Below are 13482 nucleotides of genomic sequence, written 5' to 3' on the forward strand. Positions count from 1 at the left end.
CTCGGCGACGCCCATGTGGCGCTGGCTGGCCCGCTCGCCTTGCTTTCCCGGCGGTCCGTCAATCAGCCGCAGCGAGAGACTCGAGCCGACCTTCAGATGTTGATCGACACGCTGTCGGCTGACGCCTTCGACCCCTCGGCCTGTCGATGACCGCGGGCCAGTACAGGCGCCCTCCTGTGAGGGCGGCCTGGTACTCGTCTGGGCGGCTGGTAAGCACGATTTTGATTCCGGCGGCGTCGCGGTCGATCGATGTCAGTGCCTCGCCCTGGATAGCGGGGGCCATCTCGTCCAGGCCGTCGAGGAACAACGCGATCCGGCTGGTGCGGATCAGTTCGGCGGTCGTGCCCGGCCCGCCGTGGGCGGGGGCGGACAGGCCGGGGTAGTCGCGGGCCAAGGTGGCCGCCGCCCTTCCAGCAACGGGCTGGCCTGCGGGTTTCACCCGCCCAGGGACAGCCACACGGGTACCGGCTGGTCGCAGTGGCGCGGCCAGTGTTTCGAGGATGTCGATCAGCAACATCAGCATCGCCGCGGTTTTGCCCGCTCCCGGCCCGCCGAGCACCACGATCCGCGTTGTGCACGTCGTTGAATGAGGATCGGCAGGTAGGTCGCCACCTTCGCCGAGGGCACGAACTCCGCCACGGCGGCATCCACTGCCGCCGACACCGGTGCCGGCGGCGTAGCCGGGAACTTGCGGGACAGTTCCCCGTTCACCAGCTTCAGCTCCCGTTCGAGCCATTCGTGATCAATGGTCTCCACGAGGCCCTCCTCTCCTCCAAGGCAGGATCAACGGACGAGTGGGGGCCTCCCCAGTGCAGAAAGTCCCTCAGGGGCAGGAGCGAGGTCGCGGCCCTACTCAGAACCCCGAGGGAACTTCGCCGGCCTCACACACCGCGCGGTGCGTGACACACCGCGCGGTGCGTGGCTGTCGGTCATGCCGGCCCCTTGCCCGGCTGCCGCACCGGTGGCCGGGGCAGTGGTGGCGAAAGCTTGCCCGAAGTCTCGTGGGTTAAAAATGGCCGACCTCAACGACGGCCGCCGCAAAGTCCTGCGGGGCTTCTTGTAGCACGTTGTGCCCGATCCCGGTAAGGATTCGGTGATCGTATTTTCCTGTGAATTTGTCGCGGTAAGATGACCCGTCTGCGGACGCGCCATCAAAGTCGCTGGCTATGGTGATCGTGGGTACGTCGATCACCGGGTTGTCGGCAAGTCTCTGTTCGAGGCCGTCGTATTGCGCGTCGCCATTCGCAAGTCCGATTCGCCAGCGGTAATTATGGATGACGATGCTGACGTGATCCGGGTTGTTGAAGGATTCGGCGGTGCGTTCGAAAGTGGCGTCGTCGAAGTTCCATCTCGGCGAGACGGTCTTCCAGATGAGTTTGTTGAAGTCGTGTCGGTTTTGGTGTAGCCGAGCACTCCTCGCTCTGTGGAAAAATAATATTGATACCACCATCCGTATTCGCTGGCTGGGGCAGTGGTTGCATCTGCGCTTTCGGGTTAGTGATCAGATAGTCGTTCGCGGAGACCAGTGCCTTGCAGCGCTCGGGCCAGAGTGCTGCAATTATGCAGGCTGTTCGTGAACCCCAGCCAAAACCGCCGAGGATCGCTTCATTGATCCTGAGTGAGTCCATTAAGGAAATGATATCGGAAGCGACTGCCGATTGTTGGCCGTTGCGGAATGTTTCGCTTGAAATAAAATGCGTGGTTCCATAGCCATGTAGATACGGGACGATCACCCTGTAGCCCGCTGATGCCAACACGGGGGAAACATCGACATAGCTGTGGATATCGTAAGGCCAGCCGTGTAGCAAAACCACCACAGGACCACTGGCGGGGCCGGCTTCGCCGTACGTGATATTCAGGACGCTGGCGTCGGTCTGCTTCAGCGACGGGAACGACGTGTTCGTTCCAGCGCCTGGCGGCGAGGGGGGTGCAGAGGCGGGTGTCGATGAGCAACGAGCAAGCGAAGCTGTCGTCAAGGCTGCTGTGCACGCCTGCGAGAACTGTCTTCTGCTAATCTTTGGACGCGCTCCTACGAACGTCATGTCCCTTGCGTCCCCCGCGATTTCCATTGTGGATTGTTCGGCGGTGTTCACGGTGCTGCTGCGCTTAGGCGTTGAGGTGTTGGCGCAGGAATTGCGCGGCTTGCGCGATCGCGGCGCGGGACGCCGGTGTGTCCGCGATCGGGTTGAGGAGCGCGAAGTCGTGGATCGTCCCGCCATAGCGCACCTGAGTCACCGGCACACCCGCCTGCGCGAGCTTGCTCGCGTATGCCTCGCCCTCGTCGCGGAGCACGTCGTCGTCGGTGACCACGAGCGCTGGCGGAAGTCCGCGCAATTGGTCGATCGACGCCTCCAGCGGGGAGACCGTCGGCTCCCAGCGCTGCTTCTCGTCGGGCAGATACGCATTCCAGAACCACCGCATCGCGGCACGCGTCAGCCAGGGGCCCTCCGCGTACTGCCAGTAGGAGCCGGTGTCCGGATTGGCGTCGGTGACCGGGTAGAACAGCACTTGTGCCGCGATCCGGGGGCCACTGCGTTGCTTGGCCATCAGGGTCAGCGCCGCCGTCATGTTGCCGCCGACGCTATCGCCGAACAGCGCGATCCGCCTCGGGTCGGCGCCGAAGTCCGCAGCGTTGGCCGCCACCCACTCAAGCGCGGTGTAGGCCTGCTCGTTCTGCACCGGATAATGCGCCTCGGATGCCGGCGTGTAATCGATGAACACAACTGCCGTCCGGACCGCGTTCGCCAACTCCCGCACGAGGCGATCGTGGGTGTCCTTGTCCCCGAGAATCCAGCCGCCGCCGTGCGAGTGGACGACCACCGGCAGCACGTCGGCCGTGTGCTGGGGTTTGACGATCCGAATGCTCACCTCGCCGGTCGGACCACCGGGATCACGCGGTCTTCGACGTCGGCGGGCAGCACCTCGACCGGGACGCTGACCTGGGCTGCCCGCAACACCTCACGCGCGTCCTGCGGCGAGAGCTCGTAGAGCGGCGGGCCTCCGGCAGCAGCCAGCTGGTCCAGCCATTCCTGCGTGCGAGGCTCGACGAGCGTAGTCCCGACGGGATTTGCGGCACGGCTCATCGTGATCTTCTCCCAAGGGTTGTCGGGCTCAACGCCCGTCACCAACGTCGATCCGGAACTGGCAAGCCCGGCACGTACCCGACAAGGCAGCCTTCGGCGGCTGGCAGTAGGTCCGCCGATCCGGCCGACGACTGACCGGAGGCCGCCCCGGCGGCCGCAGCGGCGGACGGCCAGCCGCAATCGCTGCACGCGCCCTTCCTGGCTCGGGCTTCCGCGCGCCCAGTGGACTGGAGGTGACCATGTAGGTCGCGGCACGGCGTCGAGGTCGCGGCGTTTCGAGCGTGACGTTCGTGCCGCCGGGGTGGTCGAACAGGCGTGCGCGGCTCTGGCGGCGAGTGGCGACAAGCTGTCCGGGAAGGCACGGGCGAGAAACGAGGGTCCTCCTCCAAGATCAAATGGCGATTTCATGGCGACGGGAACGCGCGGCAACGCCGGAACCTGTCGCAACGAGGAGGAACAAAGGCCGCTGACCTGCGGAGACACGCGAAATAGCCTGATCAGGCCCCGCAGCTCACTACCTTTGACACGGTAGAGGTCACTGGTCCAATCCCAGTATCGCGCACCAACTATATACCCAGGTGAGAGCCCCTTCTGATGATCTTCATTAGTTGGGGCTCCTACTGTTTTGGGAGCACGGTGGGAGCAGTTGATCTTGGCTTACTGTGTTCATGCGATCTGTGTTCATCGTTGCTGGTACAGGTGTTGTCATCATTTTGATCACAATGCGCGCCCCACTGGGCTGGCGCAGATTGGTGTGTTCCGTGTCTGGCAGTGCGCCCGGCACCTGGCCTGTGTCGGCCGTTGGCATTGCTGAGGTCGGCCCGACCGCCGGGAGACGGCCGCCCTGGTTGCGACAACGGATCTCCGGGGCGGTGCGTAGTGGCCCGACGGTGTCCTGGTTCCGTGTAGCCAGGGATGCGGAAACCGGACCCATCGTGACCGGGGCCGGTGGACTGAGGCCGCACCCATTCCGACGGGCACCAGCGACAGGCGAACGGCAGCAGGTGGATCTTGTGGATGGGGTTCAGCACTGATCGTTGACCGCTCGATCGGTGGGCTGTGTTGTCCGGTTGGCGGCTCTTCCGCCACGCCGGACACCGCCGATGGAGGCTTAGCTTGTCGCTGAGTTTCGCGGTGGGGGTCGCTCCGGCGCCTGGTCCACGCGGTCAACACGACCGAGGCAAGCGCGCTGGCGGCGATGGTGATCGCGTTGATGGACGCGGGGACCCGCCACCTGGGCGCACGCGATGAAGGTGCGATCGTTCACCAGCATCGCTGGCAAGGACTAGCCCTAACGGAAGTGGTCGATTGCTTCTTCGATGAAATCCACTCAACAAGTACGGATCACGGTGGCTTCTCGACTACTGTCGATCAACCGGTAGCCCGACAGTGGGAGATCGAGTACCTCGTGTGCTTGCTGGTTAACAAGGACGGGCAGGTGTGGTGATCGGATCGGCGGGAGCGGCGCACCGGTTATGTCAGTGACTAATGCGGACGGGCATCCTCGGATCTGGGGAAGGGTGCCGCCGCGCAACCTGAACTTCACTGGTCGTGAGGACCTGCTGCTCGCCATGCGTGAGCAGTTCACCGACTCGGAGAGCCCGGTCATGGTGGCGACGCTCAGCGGTCTGGGCGGCATCGGTAAAACTCAGTTGGCGATCGAGTATGTCTACCGGTATCTCGCCGAATACGATGCTGTGTGGTGGATCTCGGCGGACAGCGTTGAGCGTGTCTGGGAGTCTCTGGCCGAGCTGGCACACACTCTTGGTGTCGTGCTGGAAGACCGGTACGACCCGACAGCAGTCGTTAAGACTCTGGTCAGTGGCTTCCCGACGCCGCGCTGGCTCATGGTGTTCGACAACGTAAGCGGCACGAACGACGTGATGCCGTTCGTGCCCCAGGGACCAGGCCACGTCATCATCACCTCACGGCATGCGCGTTGGACACCGGCTGCGAGCCCCCTTGAAGTCGATCTACTCAGCAGAGAAGAAGGCATCGACCTTCTCCGGCGAAGCAATCCGGAGCTGACCGAGCATGACGCCGACCGGCTCGCCGAAGCTCTGTCAGACCTGCCGCTGGCGATCACACAGGCGGCAACGTGGCTATCCCAGACCGGCATGCCGGTCGACCACTATCTGGAGAAATTGGCGGCAGCTCTCAGCAGCCCGTCGCAGATGTCGTTCGAGAGTGCGCTCGGCGCGGCCTGGTCGATATCTCTGGATCGGTTGCGCGAAACGGATCCAGCGGCCTTACGGGTGCTGCAGCTTTGCGCGTTTTTCGAGGGCAGGCGGGTGCAGCGGGCGCTACTCCGGCCGGTTTCCGACACCGATGCGCCTCCTGAATTGGACAAGGTGTTACGCGATCCGCTGGCTCTGAGCCACGCCCTCCGCGCGATCAACCGGTTTGCCCTCGCACGAATCAACCATGGCGATAACACTCTGGAACTGCACGACCCGGTACGTGCCCGGATCAGGAAGCAGGTCGGCGACGACGAACGCACTGTCTTAACCCGGCTCGCAGAGGTCCTCGAGGGCCGCGTCGGCACCGACGTCGATTGGTCCACCGATGCGCCCGCCGAGGTCGACCTGCTCAAACGGGACGCGCTGGCCCAGGTACTGGCCGATCGCATCCAAGAGACCCGGCAGCGAGATCCGCGCACCTCACTACTGGTTCACCTCGACGGTGCATGGGGCACGGGCAAGAGCACGCTGCTGAACCTGCTGGGTAAGCGCCTGACCACTGCCGGATTCTTGGTGGTGTGGTTCGATGCCTGGCAACACTCCCGGTTGTCGCCGCCGTGGTGGGCATTGCTGACCACGGTGCGCCAACACATCGCCCGCGACCGGGGATGGTGGGCACGCCGGTGGCTTCACATGCGGGAAACTGCCGCCCGAGCGAGGCGTTCGGGCGCCCCGTACCTGCTTGCGGTGTTCCTGCTCGTTGTTCTGGCGGGCGGTATCTCGCTGACGGTCAGGTGGGGGATCGGGGCGGTGCAACAGCCCGTCGAGTTCCTCAAGGCCTCGGTGCCGGCGCTCGCCGCTCTGGGGGTGCTGTGGACTGGCGCGCGGATCGCCAGCCGGATGCTGCTGTGGAACTCGGCGAGGGGCGCTCGGTTGTTCGAGCAGTCCGACACCAACCCGATGGTGCGAGTCGCCGAGCACTTTGACTGGCTGCTGCGGCGCTCCCGCAAGCCGGTCGTGTTCTTTATCGACGACTTGGACCGGTGCAAAGACGAATACGTCGTCGAACTCCTGGAAGCCGCACAGACCCTGGTCCGGGACGCACCACGCGTGCATGGTGGTATCGACCGGCTACCTCCTGCCGCATATTTCGTCGTAGCCGCTGACGGCTCATGGCTGCGCCGCGCCTACGCCAGCCAGTACGGCGATACCGACACGCTGGGCTACCAATTCCTGGACAAGCTGTTCCAGCTCACCGTTCCAATGCCCACGCTGAGCACGACCTCTCAACGGCTCTTCCTTGGCAGGCTTCTTGACCTGGAGACAGATGCTGCCGTCGACCCGGGCCAGGTCGCCGAGGCGAGATCGCGGATTGAGGAAGCTAATGGAGACGAGGGACTGATCCTCGGCGCGCTGAACGAGACCGGGCCAGACGTACGCGACGCCGTCACCGCCGACGCAGCGCGCGCAGTCGCCGCGGCCGAGACCCGCGCACACACCGAGCACGCCCTGAGGAAGTTCGCGCCGCTGCTGAGCCCGAACCCACGCAGCACCAATCTCTTCTTGAATTCCTACACGATCCTCCGGGCCGTTCGTACGCTCGAGGGCATCACCGTTGACACAGACACGTTGGCTCTCTGGACGATTATCCGCATCCGATGGCCCCGTGTCGCCGACTTTCTCCAGCGCAATCCCGACGCTATCAAAGGAATCCGCGAACCGCTCTGGTGCTCGGAGCTGTTCCCCGCTGAACTCCACGAGATCGCCAATTCCGAGGAGCTCCGCTTGGTCGCCACCCACCCGCAAGGCGGCCCCCTGAGCGCCGCCGCGATCCGAGAGTGCTGTGGCACAGCCTAGAGATTCGGGGCTTGAGGAACATCGCGCTAGCCCTCGAGGCCCTGACCCTGCTCGTTGACGGCCTTGATCGTTTTGTTGAAGCTTCGCTGCGGTTCCGCCGCAGTGGGCGGATGCAGATCTGAAAGGCCAGTGAGTTGCCAGTTGAGTTCCTGTCCGATGAGCAGGCCGCGGCCTACGGCCGGCTGCCCGAGGTGTTGTCGCGGGCAGAGCTGGAGCGGTTCTTCTTCCTCGACGACGTCGACCGGGGCCTGGTGGAAGCCAAGCGGCGCGACCACAACAAGCTCGGGATCGCGCTCCAGCTCGTGACGGTGCGCAACGTCGGCGCGTGCAGCGCGAGACAGGCGTGATCTCGCAGGATCTGGCCGACGTGGTATCGCTGAAGACCTACATCGGCCCATGGATGGTGGTGGCGCCCCTCGGCATTCCGGGTGAGCGGCTCAGCTTCAACTCTGCCGAGTACAACGAGGTGGCCGGACGCTGCGACCGGATTGCGATCGCCGGTACCCGGGGGTGCATCGCCGCTGAACGCCCTGGAGTGATCATCTATCCGTCGCCGGAGTACCCGAAGGTCACCGAGGTGGCTCAGCACGTGTTCGACGCGAAGCGTGACTTGCCTGGCCGTCCTGGGGTGCCTGGGGTTGGATACCCGTTGACCTGGGCTGACCCGGAGACCCAGGAACGCAACCGTGAGGTGGACTGCCCGCCGGGTAGCGCGCCTCCGGGGTTGCAGTGCGATGAGTTCCCCATCGTCCAGTCGATGGAGGGCGCGGCCTCGGGGCTTTCCTACTCGACCCGAAACGTGGTGCCGGAGGCGAATCAATCCCAGGGCGGGCTGAACCGTAAGTATGCGGGGATGAACCGTATGCTGGTCGGCGACGACTTCTACGTGCTCGCGGTGTTGCCGGATGGACAGGACTCGTGGAACTAGGACGACGAATCCCTGCGCTCCCGCCAGGATGTCGTGTTCGAGGCGCCTGACGGCCAGTACCGGATCGAGGACCCGGGGCCTCCCATCGACGACCCGTTCCCGGATACCACCGGTGGGTTGATCACCGGCGAGGACCACTGGCTTGCGGTGATTACCGGTGTTGAGTACGGGCCTTTGGATGTCACCGTCGAAGTCAGGGACGCCGCACCGGAACACGTCGCCGGTGGCTGGGACACGGCCGCCGAGGCCAGCGTGTATGCCTCGCAGGGGGTGTTCAACGTGATGACCACTGGGTTGCGGCATCTGCACACTATCCAGATGCCCAGCCCTGGCTGGTACGTGGTACGGGCACACGCCCGCGGCCGCTACAGCAGGCTCCCGAAGCGTCATCATCCGGATGGGCAGGAAGAGCACATGCTGCAGATTTGGCCTGTACCAGGTCAGCAGCGGTCTGCTCTGCTGACCGGACCGGACGACTACGCCCGAGCCGCGTTCTCGCTGTAACCGCAATCCGGCTGTGGTGGCCTCGGCAGTCCGGGGCCACCACAGCGTTGCGCCATAACAGAACAGGTATCTGCCCGAGGGTGTGGACACCGACCAGCGGCCGAGGAAGCCCTCACCGTGCTTGGCTCGATGATCAAAGCACCGCCTCGCCGGCCACACCGCGATCAACACCCCTGCCTGGCCGGCATCGGCGTGGCCGCGCACCGCGTGATGACCTCGGTATCGCCGGTCGCCGCACCACCACCGGCACCATCACCTTCGGCGGCGCTAAGGATTCGGGTGGCAAGGTGGCCGAAGCCCTGTTGCACCCGAACAGCGCCAGCGGAAAGCAGATCCGCGGCAAGGCCACCGCAAACGACAGCTGACGACGGAAGTTTTCTCGTCTCGCACGGCGGCCGACCTTCTTGAGATCGGCCGCCCGCGCTGCGTTCGGGATTTGTGCATCCGGGCGGACATCGTGAGGTCCCCGACTGGTGAGATCGCGTATTCAACTATCGCGTGTTCGTCGTGGTTGTGACGGCGAGTGATCGCCTAACGTGTAGCGGTTTCAGGTCTCTTCCGGCTTGTCGTGACCGCGAGTAGCTGAGGTCGTCGGCGACCATGGGTATGTCGGGCGCGACGACCACTGAATCGCCCGGGGTCGAAAGATCAAGTTTTCTCGACGCCTCGGGCCCCAGCTTCTTCGGATAGTCGGCGGCTTCGAGTGGTAGGCACACGGCCGTCGATAGTCTGGCGCCGTGATCTCCCGCTACCACCTCAAGTGTCCCGGCTGCGAGGAAATGTTTGTCGCGCGGCTCGGGGTGGAGCCGACCCACGGGACTCGCTTCTATCTGCCGTGCCCCCTGTGCCGCCTGCCGATTCGAGGGTCGATGTCGGGCTCCGAGCTCTCGAACCACCGGATCGCCATCGACTGCGAGGTGCTGAGCAGCCACGACCCCGAGCCAGACGGCGTGTCGGTGATAACCGTCAACCCATTCGTGCCGTCGCTCTACGAAGCAGACTCGCTCGCTCCCACCGGGGCCTTCCCCACGATGACCCTCGTGCAGATCCTCGGTCACGACGTCTTCCTCGAGTTCGGGTCGGAGCGTCACCAGGCCCTCGAAGCCGGCCGAGCCCTGTGGCCCCAGGTCCGGATGCTGTTCCAGTACTACCTCCAGGGCAATGCCGAGATGTTCACTCGCATCGCAAAGAAGCATCTCGGGCTTGAGTGGGAGCCGAGCACGAGCCACGAGCGGACCACCATCGCGTACCAGGCGCTGGGGATAGCCACGACCATGATCACGGGGACCACGGGAAACTCCAGCGCGAGAGTGATCGACCGCTTCGCACGGAAGCACACCGCAGCGATGGACCGGCACACGGACCACCTCAGAGCCTTCCGGTGTCGGGGACAGGCATCCGCCGTGCTGGAGCGAGATCTGTTCACCGAACTCAACCGCTTCGTGGAGCAGCAGGAGTCGTGGGAGATGGGCCTGCTCGGCAGGTTCGTCGGCGCGGAGGAGAAGAGGGCCTTCGAGGAGCTGGTGCTGTTCCGGGACGAGTTCTCGACGGTGAGGGACCTCTACCAGCACGGATTCGAGCTCGCTTGTAAGTGCCTGTGGCCGTTGGTGGCAACTCAGAACACTGTGAAGCGTGGCAGCCCCGATGACTTCGGGGACGTCCACCCCCAGAGCGTGCCCGTGAACAAGCGCCCCAAGAGCCTCGAGAAATTCGACAAGCTGTCCAGCGCGTACAAGATCGCGTACGTGGCTCAGGTGCCTGGCTGGGAGTCGTTCGCGGTTCTGCTCGACAACCGTCGACGCAACACGATCGGGCACGCTACGGCGCACCACGATCTTCAGACGGGCCGGGTAGTCAGTGATGAGGACCCGGCAGGGATGACGTACCTGGAGTTCCTTAGCGAGACCCTCGGCGTCTTAGAGGCACTCTCGACGCTCGCCCAGGTCTTAAGAGCAAGTCGCGTGGCTTCATCGCCAGACTTTGACCTGCCGGAGTAAGAGTCCGAGACTCGCCCTTCAACCACGGTTGTGATCGCCTGGGGCGTAGCGGTTCCAGGTGGTTCCGGCTTGTGTGGCGATCTTGGTGGTGGTGACCGGGTGGTAGCCGAGCGCGTCGGCGACCACGGGTGTGGGCATAGCAAGCACGTGCTGCTGAATGGCCGCGGTGCGCCCGCTCGTGGTGGGGACGCCGAGCTTGGTCACCAACGCGCCGAGTGACCTGGGGTGCATCGGTTGTCCCGCGCGGCGGCCGGGGAATAGCCACCGGGAGTTCGGGTTGGTGGCGGTGTTCATGTTGTCCCGCTGCGCGATCCAGGCGAGTAGCAGCTCGGCGACCGGTGCCGGGACCGGTGAAGGTGGTTCGCCGAGACGCAGCAGGACCTGGTCGCCGTCCCGGGTGAGGTCGTCGACGGTGAGCCGGACGATCCGGCTGAGCGGTTGGGCGTAGAGCAGGACGATCACGCCTGCGACCCGGGACCGCAACGGCAGGTCGTGGCCGGCGAGCAGTCGGCCCAGCAACGCGATCCGCTCCGGCTCGGGCAGCGGAGCTTTGCGGGTGATCGTTTGAGCAGGCATCCGCAGTGGTCGGACGAGTTTGCTGGTCATGGCCCAGAGCAGGAATCCGCGCAGCCGGTTCCGTTCGTGCTCACCGCGGCCAGCGTGCCAGTCGTCGATGTCGGCCTGACGGCAGATCTCCAGGGTTCGTCCGTGGTCGGCCAGCCAGGTTAGGAACTGGGTGGCCAGCTTGACCTGGTCGGAGGCGAAATAGCGCGTGGAGGGGGTGAGTGGCTTCCGCGCGGCGTGGTTGCGCAGCCGGGGAAGGATCTCCCAGGTGGCGAACCGGCGCACGATCTGCTCGTGCTCGGGGACGCTGATGTCGTCGAGGTGCGCGCGCAGCCAGCGTTCGAACGAGCAGATCTGCTTGTCCACCGGCGGCAGGACGCCGCAGGACATGAGCAGTTCCCGCAGGTGCCCGGCGGCCCGCCAGGGCTGGAGGCGGTGGAACGACTCGTGGGTGAGTTCGATGTCGCCGTTGCCCAGGCTGCGCAGCAGCTTCACCGCCGCGCCGGTGTTCGGTGGGCGTCCGTCGAGCCAGATCAGCCCGGTGCGCGGGTTCTTCATCGCGACGAGCATCCGGTGTAGTGGAACCAGCTCGGGCCGGACCTGGCCGGTGCCGTCGTCCAGCAGCGCGGCGACGCGATCGGACAGGGTGCAGCGGGTGCAGAGGCGACCCGCGCGCAGCTGGCTTTCCTGGCCGCAGCGCGAGCAGGCGTAGGACGGGCGGAAACCGGCGCAGCCGGTGCAGATCGCGACGGCGTCGGCATGCCGGAGACCGGGAAGGATCCGGTGCTCGCCGCACTCGGGGCAGCGACCGTGGACGCGCAGGGCGCGGCACTCGCACGTGCGGCAAACCGGGCCGTCGGGCCAGACGGCGGCGAAGAAACCGAACCGGCCGCAGCGCGCGCAGGTCCGCTTGTGCCAGCGCTCGAGCTGTTCTGGCGTGCGGTAGGCGGGGCTCACTCGCCGGGCAGGATCCGGGCGGCGCGGGGCCGCAGCTTCGCGACCGCGGCCGACGGCGCGGGGCGGTCGTCGGTGGCGGTCTTGCGGACGCCGGCGTTCTCCGCGGTGGTGGCCACCAGGTCGGCCGGTGTGCAGCCGAGGATGTCGCAGAACGCGGACAGCACCTGCAGCGATAGCCGTTCGGGGGTGCCCGAGACCAGGCGGTGGACCTGGGACGCGGACAGATCGATCCCTCGCTCCTGCAGCAGCGGAACCAGCTCGGTGGCGGTGAAGACCCCGCGGGTGGCCATGATCTCCCGCAGCCGCCAGGTGTAGCCGACTTTCCGCTTCACGGCTGCGCCCCCGGGCTGGCCAGGGCCGCGGCGACCACGCTGTCGAGGTGGCGGCGCAGGGTGCGTTTGCGGAAGTCCGATCCGACGCAGGTGTAGATCGAGGTCGTGGACGCGTGCTCGTGACCGACTTGTTCCTGCACGAAGCGAGGGTCCCAGCCGTCCTCGATCAGGTGCGTGACGTAGGAGCGGCGCAGCGAGTGGAAGTCCAGCCCGTCATCCAGGCCGAGCTCGCGGCGGTAGGCGACGAACCGGGAGTCCAGCCGCTGGCAGCCCACTCGCGCCCCGCGCTCCGATGGCCAGGCCGCCGGGCTGCCCTCGGCGCCCAGCAGCGGCCGGATTTCGCCGAACCACTCGTCCAGGACATCGGGGGTCCAGTCCCAGACGGTCATCACGCTGCGCTGCTTGGGCGGTGACCCCTTCTTCGCCTTGCCGAACCGGACCCGGCACAACCCATACTCGCCGAACTCCGGCCCTGCGACGTTGCGGGCGAAGTCGGCCGCGTCCAGCATCCGGGTTTCGTTGCGCCGCAACCCGTAGGCGTAGGCGGTCTTGAACAGCGTCGCGTCCCGGAACGCCGGCAGCCAGCCCTTGCGGCCGAACGCGCGGATGCGCGCCACCTGGTCGTCGGCGTAGGCGAAGAACTCGTGCAGTTCCTTCTTCGTGAAGGCCCGCTTCTTCGGGTCGGCCTCGCTGGCCTGGACGTGCTCGGCGGTGTTCCACTCGTGCACGACCTGGATCGGGTGCGTGCCGAACCGCTCCTCGCACGTCGCGGTCCACTCGTAGGCGGGGTCGGTGACGAAGTGGCAGAACGCCCGCACTGCCTCGGAGTAGGACCGGATCGTCGAGCGCTTCAGCTCCCGCAGCGACCGCAGATCACCCAGCCACTCGTCGATCATCGCCGCCGACCACTGCCACGGGAACGCGTTGACGTAGTGGGAAAACGCCCGAACCGTGTGCTCGCGGCCCTCGACCGTCGAACGGGCCAGGTGGCGGGCGCTGGATTTGGGCACGGTCCAGGTGTGGCTGGAGTCCGAAGCGCCGCGGGTGAACTGCCGCGAGCACGGGCCCACGGTGGCGCGG

14 protein-coding genes and 2 pseudogenes are annotated in these 13482 nt (G+C 65.7%); 7 read left to right on the forward strand and 9 right to left on the reverse strand.

Features of this window, described 5'->3' with window-relative positions; translation table 11 throughout:
- Positions 1-58: 58 nt before the first annotated feature.
- From AC07EQ_RS41225 to AC07EQ_RS41250, 6 genes and pseudogenes are all read right to left on the reverse strand, one after another.
- Positions 59-523, reverse strand: a complete 465-nt coding sequence (locus AC07EQ_RS41225) for a hypothetical protein (RefSeq protein WP_478393222.1) — start codon at positions 521-523, stop codon at positions 59-61.
- Positions 517-756 (reverse strand): three-helix bundle dimerization domain-containing protein, encoded by a 240-nt coding sequence (locus AC07EQ_RS41230; RefSeq protein ID WP_478393223.1) that lies wholly within the window; start codon positions 754-756, stop codon positions 517-519. Before AC07EQ_RS41230 ends, AC07EQ_RS41225 begins: the two co-directional genes overlap by 7 nt.
- A gap of 250 nt (positions 757-1006) precedes the next feature.
- Positions 1007-1450 (reverse strand): hypothetical protein, encoded by a 444-nt coding sequence (locus tag AC07EQ_RS41235; protein WP_478393238.1) that lies wholly within the window; start codon positions 1448-1450, stop codon positions 1007-1009.
- Between the two features lie 106 nt (positions 1451-1556).
- Positions 1557-2219, reverse strand: a pseudogene (locus tag AC07EQ_RS41240) (alpha/beta fold hydrolase); the annotation flags it as partial.
- Positions 2107-2868, reverse strand: coding sequence for an alpha/beta hydrolase (locus tag AC07EQ_RS41245; RefSeq protein ID WP_478393224.1), 762 nt, complete (start codon positions 2866-2868; stop codon positions 2107-2109). The pseudogene AC07EQ_RS41240 and the gene AC07EQ_RS41245, both read right to left, overlap by 113 nt.
- Positions 2865-3083: a hypothetical protein gene (locus AC07EQ_RS41250; protein ID WP_478393225.1), complete on the reverse strand. Its 219-nt coding sequence runs from the start codon at positions 3081-3083 to the stop codon at positions 2865-2867. The genes AC07EQ_RS41245 and AC07EQ_RS41250 overlap by 4 nt, the downstream gene beginning before the upstream one ends.
- Before the next feature lie 1198 nt (positions 3084-4281).
- On the opposite strand from AC07EQ_RS41250, the gene AC07EQ_RS41255 reads away from it, so the two are divergent.
- The 6 genes from AC07EQ_RS41255 to AC07EQ_RS41280 all read left to right on the forward strand — a co-directional run bounded on the left by AC07EQ_RS41255 (position 4282) and on the right by AC07EQ_RS41280 (position 10549).
- Complete coding sequence (locus tag AC07EQ_RS41255; protein WP_478393226.1) at positions 4282-4530, forward strand: hypothetical protein; 249 nt, start codon at positions 4282-4284, stop codon at positions 4528-4530.
- A 73-nt stretch (positions 4531-4603) separates the two neighbouring features.
- Entirely contained in the window at positions 4604-7120 is a 2517-nt protein-coding gene (fxsT, locus tag AC07EQ_RS41260) for an FxSxx-COOH system tetratricopeptide repeat protein (protein ID WP_478393227.1), read from the forward strand.
- Between the two features lie 134 nt (positions 7121-7254).
- Positions 7255-7467, forward strand: a complete 213-nt coding sequence (locus AC07EQ_RS41265) for a DUF4158 domain-containing protein (RefSeq protein ID WP_478393228.1) — start codon at positions 7255-7257, stop codon at positions 7465-7467.
- Positions 7446-8048: a hypothetical protein gene (locus tag AC07EQ_RS41270; RefSeq protein WP_478393229.1), complete on the forward strand. Its 603-nt coding sequence runs from the start codon at positions 7446-7448 to the stop codon at positions 8046-8048. Before AC07EQ_RS41265 ends, AC07EQ_RS41270 begins: the two co-directional genes overlap by 22 nt.
- 33 nt (positions 8049-8081) lie before the next feature.
- The gene (locus tag AC07EQ_RS41275; protein WP_478393230.1) at positions 8082-8552 is read left to right on the forward strand and encodes a hypothetical protein; all 471 of its coding nucleotides are present in this window, start codon (positions 8082-8084) and stop codon (positions 8550-8552) included.
- A gap of 737 nt (positions 8553-9289) precedes the next feature.
- Positions 9290-10549 carry a hypothetical protein gene (locus AC07EQ_RS41280; protein WP_478393231.1) on the forward strand — a complete coding sequence of 420 codons (1260 nt, stop codon included), beginning with the start codon at positions 9290-9292 and terminating at the stop codon, positions 10547-10549.
- An 18-nt stretch (positions 10550-10567) separates the two neighbouring features.
- Here AC07EQ_RS41280 and AC07EQ_RS41285 read toward each other — a convergent pair whose 3' ends face one another.
- Genes AC07EQ_RS41285 through AC07EQ_RS41295 form a run of 3 tightly spaced genes read right to left on the reverse strand, consistent with a single transcriptional unit; the run spans position 10568 to position 13298 of the window.
- Positions 10568-12070 (reverse strand): hypothetical protein, encoded by a 1503-nt coding sequence (locus AC07EQ_RS41285; protein WP_478393232.1) that lies wholly within the window; start codon positions 12068-12070, stop codon positions 10568-10570.
- Positions 12067-12402 (reverse strand): helix-turn-helix domain-containing protein, encoded by a 336-nt coding sequence (locus AC07EQ_RS41290; RefSeq protein WP_478393233.1) that lies wholly within the window; start codon positions 12400-12402, stop codon positions 12067-12069. Before AC07EQ_RS41290 ends, AC07EQ_RS41285 begins: the two co-directional genes overlap by 4 nt.
- Entirely contained in the window at positions 12399-13298 is a 900-nt protein-coding gene (locus AC07EQ_RS41295; protein WP_478393234.1) for a tyrosine-type recombinase/integrase, read from the reverse strand. The genes AC07EQ_RS41290 and AC07EQ_RS41295 overlap by 4 nt, the downstream gene beginning before the upstream one ends.
- A gap of 82 nt (positions 13299-13380) precedes the next feature.
- Here AC07EQ_RS41295 and AC07EQ_RS41300 point away from each other — a divergent pair.
- Positions 13381-13482: pseudogene (locus AC07EQ_RS41300) on the forward strand (transposase family protein); the annotation flags it as partial.

It is taken from the genome of Saccharopolyspora sp. NPDC045839 (genome assembly GCF_056431645.1).

Bases quoted from the DNA above. Each gene is read 5' to 3' on its own strand.
- AC07EQ_RS41225 (WP_478393222.1), bottom strand. From the start codon at position 523: ATGCTGATGTTGCTGATCGACATCCTCGAAACACTGGCCGCGCCACTG.
- AC07EQ_RS41235 (WP_478393238.1), bottom strand. From the start codon at position 1,450: ATGGTGGTATCAATATTATTTTTCCACAGAGCGAGGAGTGCTCGGCTA.
- AC07EQ_RS41250 (WP_478393225.1), bottom strand. From the start codon at position 3,083: ATGAGCCGTGCCGCAAATCCCGTCGGGACTACGCTCGTCGAGCCTCGC.
- AC07EQ_RS41255 (WP_478393226.1), top strand. From the start codon at position 4,282: ATGGTGATCGCGTTGATGGACGCGGGGACCCGCCACCTGGGCGCACGC.
- AC07EQ_RS41295 (WP_478393234.1), bottom strand. From the start codon at position 13,298: ATGATCGACGAGTGGCTGGGTGATCTGCGGTCGCTGCGGGAGCTGAAG.